Origin of the sequence: Niastella sp. OAS944 (assembly GCA_024809215.1) — a bacterium.
Lineage (GTDB): Bacteria > Bacteroidota > Bacteroidia > Chitinophagales > Chitinophagaceae > Niastella.
Map to the genome: position 1 here is coordinate 2,427,898 of JANUBW010000001.1, position 20,145 is coordinate 2,448,042.

General features: G+C 43.3%; 4 protein-coding genes. All 4 read right to left on the reverse strand.

Features of this window, described 5'->3' with window-relative positions:
• Positions 1 to 48: 48 nt before the first annotated feature.
• The 4 genes from GGD38_RS09260 to GGD38_RS09275 all read right to left on the reverse strand — a co-directional run bounded on the left by GGD38_RS09260 (position 49) and on the right by GGD38_RS09275 (position 19,997).
• Positions 49 to 9,024: an amino acid adenylation domain-containing protein gene (locus GGD38_RS09260; RefSeq protein ID WP_375298282.1), complete on the reverse strand. Its 8,976-nt coding sequence runs from the start codon at positions 9,022 to 9,024 to the stop codon at positions 49 to 51.
• 17 nt (positions 9,025 to 9,041) lie between these two features.
• The gene (locus GGD38_RS09265; protein ID WP_375298281.1) at positions 9,042 to 10,448 is read right to left on the reverse strand and encodes a serine hydrolase; all 1,407 of its coding nucleotides are present in this window, start codon (positions 10,446 to 10,448) and stop codon (positions 9,042 to 9,044) included.
• Positions 10,449 to 10,512: 64 nt separating this feature from the next.
• Entirely contained in the window at positions 10,513 to 13,644 is a 3,132-nt protein-coding gene (locus tag GGD38_RS09270) for an amino acid adenylation domain-containing protein (RefSeq protein WP_375298280.1), read from the reverse strand.
• 8 nt (positions 13,645 to 13,652) lie between these two features.
• Positions 13,653 to 19,997 carry an SDR family NAD(P)-dependent oxidoreductase gene (locus tag GGD38_RS09275; protein WP_375298279.1) on the reverse strand — a complete coding sequence of 2,115 codons (6,345 nt, stop codon included), beginning with the start codon at positions 19,995 to 19,997 and terminating at the stop codon, positions 13,653 to 13,655.
• Between the last annotated feature and the right edge of the window lie 148 nt (positions 19,998 to 20,145).

The following is a 20,145-nucleotide window of genomic DNA, read 5'->3' on the forward strand; positions in this document are numbered from 1 at the left end:
TGTAAATAGCTTATTAGTAGGAACATTATTTATAAGAATAACCGGGGCTTAACATACAGCTACAGCAGCGAGGTTGATCTCTGACAACAGTATTTCGTGATTAGCCAATACCTGTTCGGTAATTGCCACTACAGATTGCATAAAGCGCAAAATGGTTTCCTGGCTGAAAAGCTTGCTGGCATAGCGCATTTCCAACCTCAACTCACCGTTGCATTCATGCCCCAATAAGGTAAGATCAAATTTCGATACAAGCCTGTTCCCGGGCAACGGCGTTATTGTTAGTTTATTCAGCTGCAGGTTGTTTTCCTGTTCATAATTGAATTCGATCATTATATCGAATAAAGGGTTATGACCAGGCTTGCTTTGTATTTTCAGTTTGTTTACCAACTGCTCAAGCGGGTACTCCTGATTGTCGAAGGCTTGCTGCATACGATGCATAACTTCATACAGGAAAGTAGTAAAGGGTTGATTGGGTTTTGGGAAATTGCGAAGGGCTATTGTATTCACAAACATCCCCGGCATACTTGCCAGTACAGCCTCGCGCCTGCCCGATACGGGACTACCGATCGTAATATCGTATTGATTGGTGAGCTTTGATAATACAATATTGAATACAGTTAATAGAAACGCGTAGGTGGTAGCGCCTTCTTTAGCCAGATATTTTTTGAGCAAAGCAACTGTTTCGTCATCAAACAAATGATCTACCGCATCTCCTTCGTAATTGCGTACTTTTTGGCGGGCATGATCGAGCGGAAGCGTCACTGGTGGTAAATGCTGTGTAAACTCTTTGAGCCAATATTGTTCCTGCCTTACCATCCACTGCGAAAATTCTTCAGTTTGCTGCCAACATGCATAATCCCTGAACTGAAGTGCTGGAACAGAAAGTTTGGCATTTTCATACAACGACTTCAGTTCGCTGGCAAAGATCCCGAACGACACATCATCCCATATAATATGATGAAAATCGATCAGCAGCACACAGGAGTTTTCATTTTTCTGAATAACACCTATTCTGAATAACTGCGGCGTGTGCAGATCAAAAGGACGAATAAAAGCACGCATATATTCGTGAACCGGTTCTGCAGCATTGGTGTTTATCAATTCAACAGCAAACGGTAAAGCAGGAGCTACTTTTTGAACAATATCATTTCCTTTTACCTCAAACCTGGTTCGCAAAATCTCATGGCGATTGATCAACTCACTTATTGCCTTGTTCAATTGCTTAATATCCAAACCGCCTTCTACCCTGTAAACAGAAGTAATATTATATTCTATTCCTTTTGGATTCAACCGCCATAAAAAGTATAATCTTTTTTGTGCTGAAGTGGCAGGATAAAATTCCTTTTCCTGTGTTGGAACAATCCCATTCCAAATAGTGCCAGGTCGTTGACGAATGGATTCAGCCAGCGACTGAATGGTTGGCTTCTTAAAAAAATCGGGCAGGCTGATCCTTACTTTAAACTCATTTTGTATCCGCATCAGCAATTGCATGGCCTTTAAAGAATGTCCACCGGCCTCAAAGAAATTATCAGTAGTGCCAATCGCTTCTTCGTCCCTATGCAAAAGCTGTGACCAGGTTCTCAGCAAAGATTGTTCAACTTCATTAGCCGGTTTATCGAGCACCTTCATTACCATCGCGTCTTGCGCAGGAAGGGCGCTTCTGTCTATTTTGCCATGGGGAGTAACCGGAATTGAATCAAGGAAGAAGAACTGCGATGGTATCATATAATCGGGCAGTTTCTCTGTCAATGATCTCCTTATTGCCGGATGATCGGCCTGCGTATCTGTTACCAGGTAAGCACAGAGATATTTATCACCGGTGGTATGCTGATGAAGGTCTACCACTGCCTGTTTTATTCCATCGAGAGCAACAAGGGCTTGTTCTACCTCACCTAGCTCTACACGGTAGCCGCGGATCTTCACCTGCCTGTCGGCACGGCCCAGAAATTCAATTGAACCATCGGGACGCCACTTTGCAAGGTCGCCCGTTTTATAAATACGATCGTTCTCTTTGAACGGGTTCTGCAAAAACTTCTCTTTGGTAAGTTCTTCTTTTCCCAGGTAGCCACGCCCAACCTGCGCACCACCAGCGCATAATTCGCCTGTTACACCAATGGGTACCAACCGGTTTTCCGAATCAACAATATAAACCGGCGTATTGATAATTGGGTAGCCGATCGAAGGCAATGTTGGTATCTCTTCCTCTGGCGACAAAGCCAGTGTAGTAACAACATGCGTTTCGGCAGGCCCGTAATGATTATGTAAATAAACCTTGTTTCGCTGCAGGTATTTCCTCAGTCCTTCACTCACCGTTACCTGTTCACCTGCAGTTTGAATATGTTTTATGCAATCCGGTACAGCTTCTGCATACGCCGGATCGCTAAATAATACATGCAGTAATGACATTGGCAGAAACACAGTACTGATCTGGTGCTTACCAATCAATTCAAGCATACCGGTTATATTCTTCCTGGTTGCCTCATCAATAAGGTGCAATGTACCGCCTGAACAAAGTGTGTAGAATATTTCAGAGAAGGAAACATCAAAGGAAACAGTACTAAACTGTAATACTTTTTTATAATCAAGTTCTGCATGGTGTATGCAATGCTGAACAAGGTTGACTGCATTTTTATGCTCAAGCAAAATTCCTTTGGGGTTGCCAGTTGATCCTGATGTATATATAGCATAAACAAGGTCGGAAGGCTTATTAACAAGCGGCAGATCCGTGTCATCTTCTTCAGCCAGGGTTGCCTCATCTGCGTTGAACACCGTAAACTGTGAAGGTAGTTCGTTTGCTGCTTCGAGTGTTGAATTATCGCACAGCAATAATCGAATGCAGCTATCAGTAATAATATATTCTATTCGCGAGGAGGGCAGATTTACATCGATAGGCAAATAAGCGCCACCTGCCTTTAATATTCCCAGCATTCCTATCACCATCTGCGCCGATCTTCCGGTAAACAATGCTACCAGGTCATCGGGACGAACAGACATTTTCCTGAGCCGGTGGGCAAGCTGATTTGAAAGGTGGTTCAGCTCCCGATAAGTAATTGTTCGTTCATTATCGACTATTGCAATTGCATCCGGCGTTTGTTGTACCTGGCGCTCTACCATTTGCTGTAGCACATCGCCCGAAAACTCATCAGCGTTAAGCGAATTGAAATCATACAACAACTGATGCTTCTCACTTGCCGGCAAATAATCAATTTCGCCGATCAGCTGTTCAGGCTTTTCAATTACCCCAAGCAGAATATTGTTGAAATAAGTGGCAAACCTTTGTGCGGTAGCATGAGTGAAAATGGAAGCGCTGTATTCCAGGTTGCAATCGAGGGTTGTTTCATTATCCCAGCACACCAGGTTCAGGTCCATCTTCGACTTGTTCGCCGAATAGGGATAAGGTGTTCGTTTAATAGTCTGGAAGTTCATATGTTTTACGTCCAGGTTCTGGTAAACAAACATCACATCAAAAAGCGGATTACGGCTTGGGTCTTTATCAATTGAAAGCTGTTCGAGCATATCCTCGTAAGGATATTCCTGGTTTTCCAACGATGCGATCACATGTTCTTTAACTTCCTGGAAAAATTCGCTGACCGGTTTTCCTTTTTGGGGAAAATTGCGCAACGGCAATGTATTTACAAAAATTCCGATAATCGGGTCAAGGTCGGGATGACGCCTTGCTGCCACGGGTGTTCCTACAACTATGTCATCCTGGCCCGAGAGCTTTGAAAGGAAGATATTGAAAACTGATAATAATAAATTATGAACTGTAAGATTGTGTTGTGCACAGGTATTACGAATAGCCTTGGTAAGTTCTTTATCAAGTGTGAAATTGATCACCCCCCCTTCAAAATTGGAAACCATTGGTCGGGCATAATCAGCAGGCAGGTTTAACAAAGGAATAGACGATGCAAATAATTTCTTCCAGTAAAGGGCTTGTGTTTTTAACCGCTGTGTCTGCTTTTCATGTTCCTGCCATTCCGCGTAATCTTTATACTGAATAGTTAAGGTGTTCAATTCACGGCCTTCGTACAATTCTATGAGATCATGGTACAGGATCTCCGTTGAAATACCATCTGAAACAATATGATGCCGGTCAAGGATCAGTGCATGCCGGTTGGTTCCCAGCTTCACAATCCCTACTCTTAAAAAAGGCGGGTTTAAAAAATCGTAAGGAAGACTGAAGTTCCTGATCAGTTCGGGAAGTTCTTCTTCCGTTGATTCGAACAGGTTAACCTGAAAGTCTACATGCGATTTCACCTGCTGCACAGGCCCGTTTTCCGTCATGATGATAGCAGTGCGGTATACTTCATGCCTGTCAATGATCTTTCTGAAGGCATCTTCCATTCTATTGATGTTGAGCGGCCCTTCAATAATGTCAACATGCGTTTCATTATAACCTGTACCCGATTCATCGAATTCACGAAGGAAGAACAGGCGTCTTTGTTCGGAGGAGAGTGAATAGTGATCTTTTTCCGAAACAGTGGGTATGGGTTGAAATGCTTTCTTTTCCTTTTGCCGGCTCAATTGCTCCAGCGCACGAACGGTACGGTTATTAAAAAATTCTCCCAGCGGAATTATTGTATCCAGTATTTTTCTGGCACGGGAAAGCATGATCACTGCTTTGAGCGAATCGCCGCCCAGTTCCGAGAAATCATCTTCTACACCAATACCTGAAAACCCGGTGATCTCCTCCCATAATGTCACCAATTTCTTTTCTATATCGTTTACCGGCGCCACATATTCGTTTGAGACAGCAGGCCTGTTAGCAGCTGTTGCAATACCAGCAACAGGTTTGATGGCTGCCGGATTTTCATTTTTAAATAAAACCCAATTGTCTAATCGCTTCAACAGGTTCCCGGCAGATATAGCTACCTGCCCTTCCTGCAACGCATAATGTAAGATTCGCCGTAATGTTTCAATTCCTTCTGTTTGCGTAATGTTCAATTGAACCGCTTCCCCACTTATCTTAATCCCCGTCATTTCATTTTCCCAACCCTTCCAATCGGCCCAGTTCAAACTGATCCAGGGTAGTCCTTTCGCAGCAAGCAATCCGCAAAGCGAATCCAGGAATTGATTGGCGGCAGCATAGGCAGCCAGGCCAATACCGCCCAATAAAGGCGACAATGAAGAGGTCATCAAAACAAAATCGCATGACCTTTTACTGAAGATCTTATATATTGTAAGCGCGCCGTATATTTTAGGGCGGCAATGTGTTTCAAAATTTTCCGCATTCATTTCGCCGATGGTTTGAAAATCGGCGGCACGAATAATGCCCGCTGCATGAAAAACACCATGAATGGTTCCAAACTTTTTTTCGGCAATTTCAACAGCGTTCTCCATTTCCTCTATATCGGCAATATCTGCAGCGATAGTTATAAAGCTGGCCCCGCGTTCCTGCAACTCCTGCAATCCTTTTATTCGTTTTGCAAGCAAACCATCTGCTTCATTGTTTAAATAAGTTTGCCATGTTGAAGGGTCAGGCACACTGGTCCTGCTTATCAATATTAAATTAGCCTGGTACTCTTCGTGCAGAAAACGGGCAATCGACATCCCGATATTACCAAGACCGCCGGTAATAAAATAAGTTCCGTTCTTCCTCAATCCCTTAACTTTTGCAGGAGTGGCATCTAATGCCAATGGTGCAAAATCCTGCATCCAACGGTAATGCCCACGCCAGGCAATCACTTCACCAGTGCCTTGCGATAGCAGATCGTTTACAATTCCGGGCCGCATTCCCCCTGCCAGGCCTTCTTCGTCCAGGTCAATCATTTTACAACGGATACCCGGATATTCCTGCGGTATAACTTTCATCAGGCTCAGTACCGGCGATTTTCCAGGCTCTACCCTTTCCTGCCCCGTTACTTCAAATAAATGATCAGTAACAACGGTTATTGTCAACGCATCTGACAAACCGGTTGTTTTTCCCAGTTCCCTGATGCTATGCATCAAACTATAAAAACCATCTTCCTGCTGTTGTCTTATTGTTTCTATGTTCAGGAAGTCATTTGTGCTTTTACCAAGCGTCCAGCCATGTACCAGTCTCGACAGGGTTATTCCCCGCTGCGCTAAATGCTGAAACAAAAGACTGTAATCACCGGCATTAACGGGATTGATGATATATGTTCCCGGTTCAGGTTGCTGAAATGAATTCCCTTTCGTTACGGTAATAATATCTGATGTATGTAACCGGCATACATTTGTTATTGTATTGTCATTATCAAAAACCAGCAAATAATTTTTAACTGATCCTTCCTCATTTTTGAGGACAGTAGTTCTTTTCCAGGATGGAACATAAAACCATTTGGAAATATCCTTGTCTTTATTAACGCCACGGCCATTACCATTACTTTCATCACGCGGCGTCAGCTTAATCGTATGATATGTATTTTCAAATGGGTAGGTTGGCAGGGAGATCTTTCTCCTGTTTTCACCTGCATAAAAATGTTTCCAGTTTATTGTATAGCCGAGCGTCGATAGCTGGCCTATTTTCTGAAGTAAAAAATCGCTATCGTGCTTTTTTCCGGTTGCATTCCTAACTGTACTTATCACTTTTGCCTTTCTATCCTGGGGCAACAGGCGTTGCAGCAATACACTCAGATCATTTCCGGGACCCACTTCCACAACTACTGCCTGTGAAATAGCTGCTACCTTCTGCAGGTCATCGCCAAACAAAACCGTTTGTGATAAATGCCTGCACCAATACAATGAAGATGTTGCGTCGGCCGCACTGATCCAGTCACCCGTAACATTAGAAAGAAAAGGGATGCCGGGTTCCTGTAACGTAAGTGTATCGAGATAGTTCTTAAATTCATCGAGTACCGGAGCTACCAATGGGCTATGAATAGCTTTTGAAGATGGTATAATGAACGACAACAGCCGTTTCTCTTTTAAGGTTTCTGTAAAAGATTCAATAGCTGATTTGTTACCTGTAACAATGCAGGTAGGGCCGTTATCGATAGCAATATAGATACCTTGGCGCAATAAGGGCTTTACTTCGGCGGCAGGGAGTGGTACGCTTAGTAACATGCCTGCAGGAAGCGAATCAATCAGCTTGCCTCTTTTGATGAGCACATGCAAGGCCTGTTCCAAAGTAAATACACCAGCCAGGCAGGCTGCTGCCAATTCACCAAGACTGTAACCAACAAGATAGTCAGGCTTCAGTCCCCAATGGATGAGCAGGCGTGATAAAGAATATTCAAAAACAAAAAGTGCAGTTTGTGTAAGCTGGAAATTATTTTCATTCGCTGTTACATTGCCTTCCTGTGCAGAAGGATACAGCCATTCTCTTACCTGGTAAAAACCTGCATTTTCAAGTATATTAAGGCAACGGTTTACTTCGTCACGGAAGTAAGGGATCTGCCGATACAGGTTGGCGCCCATGTTACGATATTGAGCACCGATGCCGGGTAACATAAATAAAAGTGGCCCTGTAGAAGCGGTTATTGTATTCGTTTGTACACCCCTCTCGTGCGGATTTAAAAGTTGCTGCACCGCATTGTCAATACTATTGCAAACAAAACTTCTGCGATAGTCAAAAGATGTATTACGACCGGTATTAAGGGTATAAGAAATATCTGCTAAAGAGGCAGCAGGATCTGCACCAAGATACTGCGCAAGATTTGCTGTCATTTGTTCCAATGCACCTGCTGTTTTTGCAGAAAGCGTAAGGAGAAAATGATCTTTATCTGTTTCAGCTTCCACAACAGGAGCGGGCGCTTCTTCCAGCACCAGGTGTACATTGGTACCACCAATGCCAAATGAACTTACACCCGCACGCAACAAAGAATTGTCGTTATTTTTCCAGGGAACAAGTTTCGTGTTCACATAAAACCGGTTACCGGGCGATGAGAATACCGGGATCGGCTGCTCGCAATGCAAACTTGGCGGAATGCATTTTTCTTTCAGCATCAGTATCGTTTTAATGATGCCGGCCATACCTGCAGCCGTATTCAAATGACCGAAATTGGATTTTACGCTACCAACCGGGCACCTGAAATCATTGGGCGTTTTGCTGAATGCAATATTCAATGCTTCTATTTCAATTTGATCGCCGATTGGCGTAGCGCTGCCATGCGTTTCAATATAACTGATGGCATCTGCATCTATTGATGCCAGTTGGTGCGCCATGGCAATAGCTTCGGATTGTCCTTTTACCCCGGGAGCAGTATAACCAATCTTCTCAGATCCATCATTATTGATACCTATCCCACGGATCACTGCATGGATAGTATTATTTTCTTCCAATGCATCTTCAAGGCGTTTTAATACGATCATTCCAATGCCGTCACTAAAAACAGAACCTGTAGCCTGCTGGTCGAAAGACCGGGTATGACCGTCTTTAGACATGATCATGCCTGGCTCATAAAAATAACCAGCCTGTACCGGCAGCGATAAAGAAACTGCGCCAACCAAAGCGGTATCACATTTACCTGTGAGCAAAGCCTGGCAAGCCATTTCTACAGCTACCAATGAGGTGGAACATGCTGTGTACAGCGTAACGCTGGGACCTGTAAGGTTTAATAAGTAAGAAATACGTGTACTCAAAAAATCTTTATCATTCATCAACATTGTTGCAAACCCATCTGAAAAAAGCTTTACGCCCGAAGATGAATGGTTTTGCCAGTCTAGGTTGGGCGAAGCGCCCAAATAAACGCCTACCACTTCCGAATCGGCGCCTGGTTCAATACCTGCATCTTCCAACGCTTCATAAGCAGTGGTGCAGCACAATCTTATCTGTGGATCCAGTTTATCAGCTTCTTTCGGCGTAAATCCAAAAAAAGCCGAGTCAAAGAATTCTGCTCCATCAATGATCCCTTTTGCTTTTACATAAGAATCATTGTTGAACTTTTCAGCAGAAATTCCGGATGCGGTCAATTCTTCTTCGGAAAAGTAGCGGACAGATTCCACTCCATTAACAAGGTTCTTCCAGAATTCGCCGGTGTTCTTTGCTCCCGGGAACCTGGCCGACATTCCTGTTATGGCAATTTCAAGACCGGTCCAATTATGTTGTTGTTCTTTCGTCATTGTGGTAGGAGTGATGACTATTTATTTAAATACCCGATCTTTTCGAGCCGCTGAATAATAAATTGATTTCCGGGGTTCATGTCAAGCGCCCTCACATAATTTTGTACAGCGCTCTCCTTTTTTCCCAATCTTTCATACGCTTGTGCCAGACCACTAAAGGTCCACCAGTAACTCGCATTGGAAGCAATGCTGAGCTCGAAAATATGAGCCGCTTCATCAGCCTTGCGTTTCTTGTTTAGTAGTTTAAAAGCTAGGTCATGCAAATGCGATTCATGGAAATCATATTGTTCCGGGCAATTATTTTTCAAATAATGATATTCATCTATAGCATGATGAATGCCCTTTTCGAGTATAGTACGTCCCATGGGAAAATAGATAGGCATCTTAGGTTCTGGCAATTCCTGTCCGAGTAGTTTTAAGATCACCGGCAGGCCGATGTGTTCTGCAGAAAGTGTGTCAGAATTACAGCTTGCAATAACTGCCAGATTTTTTTCAGGCGCCATGATAAGGAAACTTCTAAAACCAGGTTCGCCGCCTGATGATACCAACAGGGTATGTCCATGTCGTATTGCCTTCTTCCATGCCAGGCACATATAGGTATCCGTTTCAGTAGTAACTGCCGGTTGCATCATTAGTGAATGTGTTTCACTGCTCACTATCTGGTTGCCGTTGAAAGTTCCGCCGTTCAAATTCATGGTGATCCAGTTCATTAGATCTGTCATGGAAGCGTACAATGTAGAACTGGGGGCATGAATTCTGTTATAGGGATAAACATCACGCTTTGCATTCTTGAAATTCCGGTCGAGCTGATGCGGCCAGGCCAGCAATTCCTTTTTTATTTCACCATAGATAAAAGTACTGTCTGCCATGTTCATAGGCATAAACAGGTTTTCTTTCATGTAGGTTTCGAAGATCGTTCCTGAAGTAACATGGATAACATCTGCCAGAATATTATAAGCTCTATTGCTGTAATGATAAATTTTACCTGGCTCTCCCAGCAGGGCAATATCCCCAAGACTCTCTACATATCTCCTCGCTGCAGCTTCATCGGTTTGGGGCGAATCCCAGTCAAAACTTTCTACATCGGGTATACAGGAAGTATGGGAAACGATTTGTCCGATAGTAATATCCCGGTACCGCGGATCTTTCATTTTGAAATAAGGAAGATAGGTCACCACCTTTTCGTCGAGACTGATCTTCTTCTGTTCTACCAACTGCATAATTGCCGTTGCAACAAAAGCTTTGGCTAACGATCCCTGTTGAAAGACCGTATTTGCAGAAACAGGAATTTTACTGTCAATGCTTTGGAAACCGAAGCCTTTCTGGTATTTCACCTCACCATTCTCCATGATTCCCACAGCCAATCCGGGCAATTGAAAGGCTTTAACAGTTTTTTCTATAAAAATTTCAATTTCTTCTAACATTATATGAGTTTAAATAGTTAATGAAGATTACTCTTGTTCAAAACCTGTTATCATTTACCGGCTTTTATTCCGCTACTATTTCCTTTTCCAGTTGCCCGATGTCGATCTTTCCAATCTGTACGTGATCGTCGTTAATTATCTGCTGAAGAATGCTCTCGTAGTATACGGCGAAATTTTCTATGGTTTCCCGCGTAAATAATTTTGTACAATATTCAAAACGGAACTGGATCTCCTCATCCGTTTCATAGGCACGTAATAAAAGATCAAAGAGTGCTACTGTATTGTTGTTGATCTGTTTTATAAATGTTGCTGATTCTGAAATTTTTATTTGTGATTGCGTCACCTGTTGAAAAGCGAACCACACATCAAACAACGCATTTCTTCCCGGTTCGGTAGTTGGTTGCAATTTCTCTTTCAGTTCTCTGTACTGGAAGTCCTGGTTTTCAAATGCAGCAATAACATCTTCGTTCAGTTGCTTAAGGAAAGAAGAAAAACCTGAAGGGGAATTTATTTTGCTTCGTAACGCCAGTTCGCCTACAAACAGGCCCATTATATCGGCGGCAGCAGGATGACTTCTGCCTGATGCCGGAATACCTACCACAATATCTTCAGAACCTGATAGCTTATGAAGCAATACATAATAACAGGCCAGTAAAACAGTGAAAAGTGTAACTTCTTTTTTTCGTGCAAAGGCCGCCAGTGCCCTTACCTGATCTTTATTATAGTAAAATTTATAAATGGCCCCGCTATAATTTTTTTCGGCCGGGCGATCATGATCAAGCGGCAATAGTAAAGGTGGAGCAGGATCATTGAAACGCCTAAGCCAGTATTGTTCCTGCTTTTTACGCGCCTGTTGCTGAGGTATTTCCTGTTGCCATTCTGCAAAATCTTTGTAATGCAGGGCAACAGGTTGCAATTGTTTCTGTTGCAATAAACCGATGAGCTCGCGTTCCAGTATCCTTCCTGAAAGGGCATCTATAATAATATGATGTATATCTATCACCAGTACCTGTTTAACAGGGCTTACTTCAAGCAGCGACACCCTCATGAGCGGCGCTGTTTGCAGGTTGAAAGGTTGTATGCACGAACGTATGTCGGCCTGCAACGTTTCCGGGATGCATTTCCTGTAATGAATTTTGAACGGTACACGGGTATGTACAACCTGCCGTGGATTTCCATTAACGAGGTGAAAAGAGGTTCGCAATACCTCATGCCTGCTAATGAGCTGAACAAATACGGATTCAAGGAATGCAGGCTCAAGATGGCCATCTATTTCAATAATATTGGGCATATTGAAATTTGTATCGGTACGGCCATTACATTCCCTGAAGATCCTTGCCTGGCCATAGCTAAGCGTATAATCTTCCTGCATAGGGGCTGCAACAAGCCGGTTTTCCTGGCCGGTTTTCTCTTTTTTGAAATATTCAATGCATCCAACAATAGTAGGTTGTTTCAGAAATGCCTCCAGTGGTAACCTGTGGTTGAATGTTTCCAGGATCTTGGAAAGCAATTGCAATACCTGGATAGAATTACCCTCGAGAAAGAAAAAATTGTCGGTTATACCAATCGCCCGTTTATTAATATTTAATATTTGCGCCCATATTTCCACCAGCATCTCTTCCTGGTGATCACGTGCCGCTACCGCTGCATACTGTACCTGCGCAAAGGGATCGGGCAGCGCGTTCACATCTGTTTTTCCATTAGGTGTAAGTGGAATGTTTTCAAGGAAAATAAAATAATGCGGAGCCATGTAGGGCGGCAGCAGGCTGGCCATATAATCATGCAGCATTTCCATGCTGGCCTGCTTTTCACCGGTATAATACACCACAAGAATGGGTTCATCGTTCTTATCTTTCCTTACTACAACTACGGCCTCTTTTACTGCAGGATGTTTTAAGATAGTTTTCTCAATTTCACCCGGTTCAATTCTTATACCCCGGATCTTTACCTGCCTGTCTTTTCGACCAAGTACTAACAGATTTCCATCGGCAAGCCATTTACCTGTATCGCCTGTTTGATAAATGGTTGTTGAAATTCCTGTTGCAGTATTCCTGTATGAAATAAATTTCTCCTTATTTGCTTTTTTATCATTGTAATAACCATGGGTCATAAATGGTGTGTTGATATAAACATCACCTGTTTCATCAATGCCGCATGGCATCATATTATCATTCAAAATAAGGATCTCTGTATTGCTGATAGGCCGGCCGGCCGGTATCGCTTTGCGGGCGGTATCTTCCGGCTGAATAAAATAATGGGTTTTAACAAGCGTAGTTTCGGTTGTGCCATACAGGTTTACCAGCTTTACAGCAGCCCCCATTTTGTTATACCATTTTTCAAGAATCGGTATTTGCAACGCTTCGCCCGAAAGCAATACATATTTTAATGACTGGTAATTTTCTGCCGAGATGCCGTCGTTGTTAATAAGCTTAAAAAAACTGGGAACACAATGAATAAGGTTGATCTTATTTTTATCGATCCATTTCGTGAGGTCGGCTTCATACACATTTTTATCTATTTCCTCCATGATACATATAGTACCGCCTGCCAATAAAGGAACAAAAATATCACGCAGGCAGGCATCAAAACCTGTATTGATGAACTGGCTAACTTTCCAGGTATGATCGACTTTCAAAGTATCGATCTCCCAGTTAATGAAATGCAGCAGACTTTCATTTTTTCCCAGAACAGCTTTTGGCTCGCCTGTTGACCCCGAAGTAAAATAAACATAAAGGGGGTCTGCAGGCATAATTGAGTCGGAAACAGGTGGTATTACTTTGCGTTCTTTACCCATTCTGTTCACCAGGTAAAAAGAAAGGTGAGAAAACAACTCATTATCATATACCTGTGACCAGATGGTATCGTCTGTAATAATATATTTCAGGTCAAGCGATTTTATCATCGCCTGTAATCGTGACGCAGGCAGTTTGGGATCCAGCGGAACAAAAACGCAGCGTGATCTTAAAACACCTATTACCGATGCAATAAAATTTTTTCTGTTGCCGATAGAGATACCAACAAAAGCCAGCGATGGTACCTGTTGTTCTATCAAGTGCCCCGATATCGAGGAGCTCAGCTTGTCCAGCTCGGCATAGCTTGTATCCTGGTTATTACATGAGATCGCAACATGCGCTGCATGATCGCGAAAGCTTTGCTGAAGTCTTCCCTGTATGGTATCGTTATTCACTGTTGTCATGATTTTTTTTAAGCAATAACTTCTTCCTGTTTAAGAACGGGCAATTTGTCAATAATAACACCGGTAAGATGGTTAACAGATGGGCCGGTTAAAAACTCCATAGGCAACATATTGACCCCTACATTCTTTTTGATAACCGTTATCAATTCCACCACCATCACTGAATCGATGCCCAGCAGGTTGATCCCTTTTTCGGGATCAATGGCGGTCTGAGGCATCTTTAAAACCTCAGATAAGGCATCCAATAACAGTTGGCGGATATACCCATACCGTTCTTCGCTGTTCATCGGCGTTAGCAAATTGATCAGCTCACTCCATTTATCAGGAAGTTGTTCTTTATTTTTTTGCAGGTTGAGATGCCTGAATAGGGAAGTGCGCTTTGCTTTGGGATTTGCAGACGACCATATTTTCCAGTTGATATTGAAAAAACCTGCCTGCACGGGTTTCTCTTTTATGAGATAAGAGATGGCCTGTAATACTTTTTCTGTTGACAGACCGGTTATGCCGGCGCTGTTAAGCATGATCTCAATATTTTTACTCCGTGACACAACGCCTGTTTCGGCCAATGCACCCAGGTTGATGACAGAAGCAGGAAGGCCTTTACTGTTACGGTAATGCGCAAAGGCATCGAGGAAACTATTCGCAGCAATATAATTAGCCTGCCCGGGATTGCCGATCAATGATGAAATGGAGGAGATACAAATAAAATGATCGAGCTTTTCGTTATGCGTGTGATTGTGCAAATGTAATGCGCCATCTACTTTTGGCCGGAGCACTTTTTCAAAACGCTCCGCGGTCATGTCTGCCAGTAATCCATCATCCAGTACCATGGCACAATGAACGATACCTTTCAATGGAGGCATTTTTGTTTTTATTTTTTGTAATAATGCCTTCACCTGCTTTTCTTCTGCGATATCGGTATGTTCTGGCCACACAGTAGTTCCTCTTTTTCGCATGGCCTCCACTGTTTGCCGGCATTCATCAGTTAGAGAATTTCTGGCGGCCAGAACAATATTTTTGATCCCGATACGGGACAGCCAATCCGCTATAGCAAGCCCGAGGCCTTTTGTACCACCTGTAACAAGCCAGGTTGATTCATCCGGCGTACTGTTTGCGGATGATACGACCTCGATCTCCTGGTCCTCAAAATCAACTACCAGTTTTCCTATATAGGCGTTGTTATTAATTGTCTCAAATGCGTCGCTGATACAATCCGCATCAAACACTTTTACCGGTAAAGGCTGAAAAATATTCTTTTCAAAACATGCAGTAATTTCTTTTAAATAAGCAGCTATCTGGCGGGGACGTTCCCCAATCATTCGATCAATGTCAACAGCAGAAAAGCTTAGATTCCGGTTAAAGCATTGCATGGGCAGCGGGGCATTGTCTGCTATGTCCTTTTTACCAATCTCAATATACCGGCCATAAGGCGCCAATAAGGATAAACCCTGCAGTAACACCTCGCCCTGCATAGCGCTCAGAATTACATCAACTCCCTTCTCTTCAGTATCAGTCATCACCTGTTTTACAAATTGCAGGTCATGTGAGTTATAAATATGTTGTACCCCTAATGACCGCAGATAATCTCTTTTTTCTTCATTTCCGGCGGTGGCGAAAATTTGGGCCCCTTTCCATTGTGCATATTGAATAGCTGCCAACCCTACTGCCCCGGTTGCATTATGAATAAGCAACTTTTCGCCTTTACTGAGCCGGGCTATATTTTTCAAACAATGAAACACCGTTAGAAACGCGATCACCACGTGTGATCCATATTTATTAAGAACGGCAGGCCGGTGAACAATTTCGTTTGCCTTTGTAGTAATGAATGACTGGAACGATCCGGAGGGGTTTATGAAAAGCACCTTATCACCCTTTTTGAAACGGGTCACCTTTGCTCCTGTTCTTGTGACCACGCCGGCGCATTCCATACTTAAGCCATCGCCAAAATAAGTACCTTCCAGTGCTTTGCGCGATATTTGTCCGGTGATCTTTAAATAGTCTTTGAAATTAATGCCGGCATCCGAAACTTTTATTTCCACTTCGTCATTCAATGGCGCTTTTCGCAGAATTTCTTCGTAATACAGGTCTTTATAGTTAGCAGAAGCACCGGTTCTAAGAGCAACACCGTGTTCCTTTGTATTGATCTTTTTCTTTTGCTGTATATCACCTGTCAATTGTATTTTCTTCAATCTTTTCGCTAATAATTTCCCGTTGCGTACAGCAACAGCGGTCTCATTAGCGCCACCGAATATTTGACCCAGCCATTTACCATCATCTGCCGTATCATCCAGGTCAATCAATTTTACAGTGAACTGTGGATGTTCATTTTCAATAACAGCACCCAATGCCCACAACGGCGCTTCCATCAACGACTGGCCCGAATCACCATGTATAGCTACCTGGGCTTGTGAAGTAAGAATATAAAGATGAACTTCGGGAACATCATCCAATGCAGCAAATGATTGTACAAGATTAACAATAGGTGTGATCACATCGGTACAGGCGCCTGCACTGAACTTATTTTCTTTATTTTCATTCATGCCTGCCAGGTACACCAATTTTACCGGCGCACCTGTTTTTGCCATCCGCCTGGCCAGTTTATCTACTGCTTCCTTTTGAAAAAGATCGATCTCCTGCAGGTCATCTTTTGGGGTGGCGTTACCAGATACTACATTGATCTCAACAACAGTTTTATCGGCCGCCAAAAACTGCTTTATTAATTTTCCTGATTGAGGCGATGAATTACCCAGTACAAAACAAACATAGTGCTGTTCGTCCCTATCCGTTGCCGTTACTTCTTCCCAATAAGGTATATAAAAAGGACCGGCAGGCTCATTTTCCAATACCTGGGTATCCTGAACAATTGACTGGCATTTCAATCCTTCTATGAAAAGCGAAATATTTCCATCGGCATTATAAACAGAAAGATCAGCCGTTACTTCATTATCTGTTTCCTTTGTGATCTTAATAGCGCAGGAAATTGTATTGGCGGCAGCCGCATAACAGTTAAGCCGTTGAATTGATACAGGTAGTACTTTTTTTGAGGTAGCGGCCACTACCGCCTGAAAACAACCATCCAGCAAAACCGGATGAATAAAATAGTTATCAGTACTTTGCTCAATTGTGTCATCTGCCTGCAAAAGAGCAACTGTGCCTGTGGTTCCGGTAACGAGCTCTTTGATTACGCGGAATTGCGGACCATAGCTCAACTGTTTTGCTGTAAGAATAGAATATACTTCGTCCGGGTACAAAACACGATACCCTTCGATTTCAGTAACCGGCATGGCGCCTGCATCTTTAGAAGACAAAACCTGTTCAACATACCGCCCGCTGGCCCTTAGCTGCCAGCTGAGGTTATTATCGTCATAGCGGCTATGAATTGAAAATTGATTAAGCCTCGATTGCAGTGCAGCGTGTATAAATTGGGTTCGCTGATTATCTACCTGCAGCAACTGGTGAAACGAAACGTCTTCGAGGCAAAACCCTTTGTCACGCGCTACGTATTCACTTTGATACAATGCTATAGCTGCTGCAATGTAGCCCGCACCCGGGAAAATAGTTTTCCCATGGATCACGTGATCGCGAATAAAAGGAAAAAACTCAGGGCTTAATTCTACTTCATAAGCCGGATGGGGGACCGGTAATTTGGTATTTAGAAAAACATTGCCTTCCCTGCCCTTTCGGTCCTCGGCAGAAAAAATACTTTCATTCCAGTAGCGCGACCTTTGCCAGGTATAAGCAGGCAGGCTGGCCAGTTGACCCTCAGGTGCTATTTTAGCCCAATCCATGGGGTATCCCATGGTGAAAAGAGTTGCCAATCCTGTATAAAAATGAACCTGCTCAGCTTCTTTGCGATTGAGAAAATGCACCAACTCACCTTTGCATTTTTTATGATCAAGGCATTCAAGAATAGAGTTCTTTAAAACGGGGTGCGGCCCAATTTCTACAAAACAGGTGTATTCATCCTGAACCAGGTTGTTTACCGCTTTTGCAAATGAAACGGGCTGGCGCACATTGTTCCACCAATATTCAGCATCGATCTTTGTTCCTTCAATTTTATTCCCGGTAACGGTTGAATACAGGTCTACATAAGTGGGGTGTGGATTCAGATCTTTTAAAACATCCAGCAATTCATTTTTTATTTCGTCCATTACTGGACTATGATACGGTACGCTTACCTCAAGCATTCTGCAAAAGATGCCTTTCATTTCCCATTGATCGGCCAATTGTACAAGTATATTTTCATCGCCCGATAAAGTGACAGAACCCGGACTGTTGACTGCAGCAATAGAGATCGACGGGAACGGCGCTATCAGTTTTAATACTTCTTCTTCAGGAATAGAGACCGCCAGCATTCTTCCTTTATCTTCTAACAATCCCTGTAACCGGCTTCTGTGATAGATGACCGTGATAGCATCTTTCAGTGAAAGCGCGCCCGAAAAATAAGCTGATGCAGCCTCGCCTACACTGTGACCAACCACCGCATCGGGCACGATCCCTAAATGGGTTAAAAATTCTGTAAGTGCAAATTGTATTATGAAATTGCCGGGTTGGGCAAATTGCGTTTCCTTAATTCTGGAATGCGCTTCATCTTTTTTAAGCTCTTCGAGTATAGACCATGATGAGACAGCCTGAAACTCGGTGTCAAATTTTTTCATAGATTCCGCAACCACCGGTTCTTTTTCAAGCAGCTCCCGGCCCATCTTCCACCATTGCGGCCCCATGCCAGTATATACAAATACAAATTTATTTTTCGTATGACCGGCATTACCGGCAACAACACCTTTTAAGATTATATCATTATTGTAAGAATTAAGTTTATCAAGCAGCTCTTGCTTTGATTCCGCTACGATGGCCAGGCGGCAGGGATGATGTGTACGCCTTAGTGCCGCTGTGTACAACAGATCATTCAGTTTTACACTATCATTCGCCAGCGCTTCATACCAGCCCAGGGCTAATTGTTTAAGCGCGTCATTGCTGTGCGCCGATAATGGTAATATAAAAGGATTTGTTGCGGGTATTACTGTTTCTTTTTGCGTAACCGGATTGGGGCGGTATTCCTGCAATACAGCATGGGCATTGGTGCCGCCATAACCAAAGGAATTGATAGAAGCAAGTGAACGTCTTTCTTTTGGAAGCTCTTCTGCTTTTACAGGTACTTTCAGAACGCTGTTTGTATAATCAAGCCTTGGATTGGGATGTTTGAAATGCAGGTTTGGCGGCACCTGCTTATTGTATAAGCAAAGTGCTGTTTTTATAAATCCAGCAACGCCAGCGCCCGCTTCAAGGTGTCCGATATTTGTTTTAACAGAACCAATCAGGCATTTATCCATGTCGTAACCGCCTTCTTTCAATACTTCATTGATGGTATTGAATTCAATGGTATCTCCTACCTGGGTTCCGGTACCATGCGCTTCAATGTAATCGATCTGTTTTACATCGAGGCCCGATTGTGTATATACTTTTTTGATCAGTTCTTTTTGCGCTGCTGCATTGGGTGTAGTAATGCCATTTGTTCTTCCATCCTGGTTCACGCCGGTTGCCCTGAGAAGCGCATAGATCCTGTCGTTATCGGCTATGGCTTTATCATAAGGTTTCAGTATCACTATTGCCGCACCTTCGCCTCTAACATAACCCGCGGCCTCTTCATCAAATGCTTTGCACCGGCCATGTTTCGACAACAATTTTGCGCCACTCATTCCGATGCTGATGTCGGGCCTCAGCATTACGTTCACACCGCCAGCCATTACCATATCAGATTCACCATTCCATATACTTTGAGCACCCAGGTGAATAGCTACCAGTGAAGAAGAGCAGGCTGTATCAATGGTCATACTAGGCCCCTTCAGATTGTACCAATATGACAGTTTACTTGAAAGCATCGTAAGCATTACACCCGTAGATGTATAGGAATTAAGCAGCGACCGGTTGTGCTTCGCATATTGCAACAGGCCATTGTCGAACGTAAAACCTCCTATAAATACGCCGGTGTTACTTCCAACGATCTTGTTTAGCGGCAGCCCCGCATCTTCTGTGGCTTCGTATGAAACCTCCAACAACAGCCTTTGCTGCGGATCCAGTGATTCGGCCTCGCGGGGTGATATTCCAAAAAACAAGGGATCAAACTCATCAATTTTTTCATGCAGAAAACCACCTTGTGTAGTAATTACTTTTCCTTTCTTTTGCTCATCCTGGCTGGAAAAGCGGCGTGTGCTCCACCTTTCGGCCGGAACGTTTGTTACTGCATCGGTGCCACTGAGCATTAACTCCCAAAACTTTTGTACTGACGCAGCCCCGCCAGGGAGCCGGCATCCCATGCCAACAATTGCAATAGGTTGTAATGAATTATTCATCTTCACTTAAACTTATATTTTGAATAAACTCGTTGTAGTTATAAAAAGGAATGCACTAAGATTCAGAGATAGAAAGAATGCCTTGATATTGATTGGAGGGAAAAAAACAAGGCTTCGCCACCAGTAACCCACAAGCCGGTTATTTGTT

Excerpts from the sequence above, each read along its gene's own strand:
- GGD38_RS09260 (WP_375298282.1), bottom strand. The coding sequence starts at position 9,024 with ATGACGAAAGAACAACAACATAATTGGACCGGTCTTGAAATTGCCATA.
- GGD38_RS09265 (WP_375298281.1), bottom strand. The coding sequence starts at position 10,448 with ATGTTAGAAGAAATTGAAATTTTTATAGAAAAAACTGTTAAAGCCTTT.
- GGD38_RS09270 (WP_375298280.1), bottom strand. The coding sequence starts at position 13,644 with ATGACAACAGTGAATAACGATACCATACAGGGAAGACTTCAGCAAAGC.
- GGD38_RS09275 (WP_375298279.1), bottom strand. The coding sequence starts at position 19,997 with ATGAATAATTCATTACAACCTATTGCAATTGTTGGCATGGGATGCCGG.